Source organism: Paenibacillus sp. 01T422 (assembly GCF_056398785.1).
This window is the reverse complement of the sequence record NZ_JBFTQB010001441.1, coordinates 1-866: the sequence shown is the minus strand read 5'-3', so window position 1 is coordinate 866 and position 866 is coordinate 1. Positions and strand designations below refer to the sequence as shown.

2 protein-coding genes are annotated in these 866 nt (G+C 46.7%); both read left to right on the top strand.

The features are described from left to right. Positions 1-694 (top strand): DeoR/GlpR family DNA-binding transcription regulator (locus AC1DUA_RS39375; RefSeq protein ID WP_477504848.1); only part of this gene is annotated, 694 nt, incomplete at its 5' end. Then, a partial coding sequence (locus tag AC1DUA_RS39370; protein WP_477504847.1) for an HAD family hydrolase occupies positions 687-866 on the top strand: 180 nt, incomplete at its 3' end. The genes AC1DUA_RS39375 and AC1DUA_RS39370, both read left to right, overlap by 8 nt.

Genomic DNA, 866 nt, shown 5'->3' with positions numbered 1-866 from the left:
GTATGATGTTTCGAGAGATACCGCCAGGCGTGACATGGTCAAACTTGAAGAACAGGGCCGTATTGTGCGGACACGCGGCGGCGCCATCCTCCCCACACTTTCGAAGGAAGTCGGCAATTATGAACAACGTCTCCAAGCAGAATCATCTTCCAAGCTAACCATCGGCAAAACAGCTGCCGGACTTATTCAGGATGGCGACTACATCATGATGGATGCCTCCACGACAGTTCTACACGCAGCAACTGCACTAACATCCAAACAGAATGTTGTAGTGACAAGCTCGATAGAAATTGCTGCTATTTTAACCCGTAAAGACGAAACTACGATCCATATTCTAGGTGGCGTGTTGGATAGTAAACACCATAGCGTATACGGCGCGAAAGCCATCGAGATGTTAAATGATTACCACGTCGATAAGCTTCTGATCGGGACCTGCGGAATTACAGAGGAAGGGCTGTCGGCCCCTAACGAAGAGGATAGCTATTTAGTTCGCGCCATGATCCAACATGCCGACCAAGTCATCGTTTTAGCGGATCACTCTAAGTTCGGTAAGCGGTTATTTCATCGCGTGGTAGGTTTTGAAAGCATCGATATCCTAGTCACAGACCAAGATTTAAGCCCTGAAATGAAAGAGAGATTACTGGCAAGTGAAGTTGAAATCGTATTGGCAAAAGGAGATGACTTAGATGATTAAGCTTATCGTAAGTGATTTGGACGGTACTTTGCTCGATCACAGCAAGAAAGTTAGTCCAAGAGAGCAGACTGCGCTGAAAAAAGTGAAAGAAGCCGACATACTGCTTTGCCTAGCGTCAGGAAGAATGAATGTCGAGATGCAGCAAGTGCTAGAGGAAATTGGTCATCGTGCC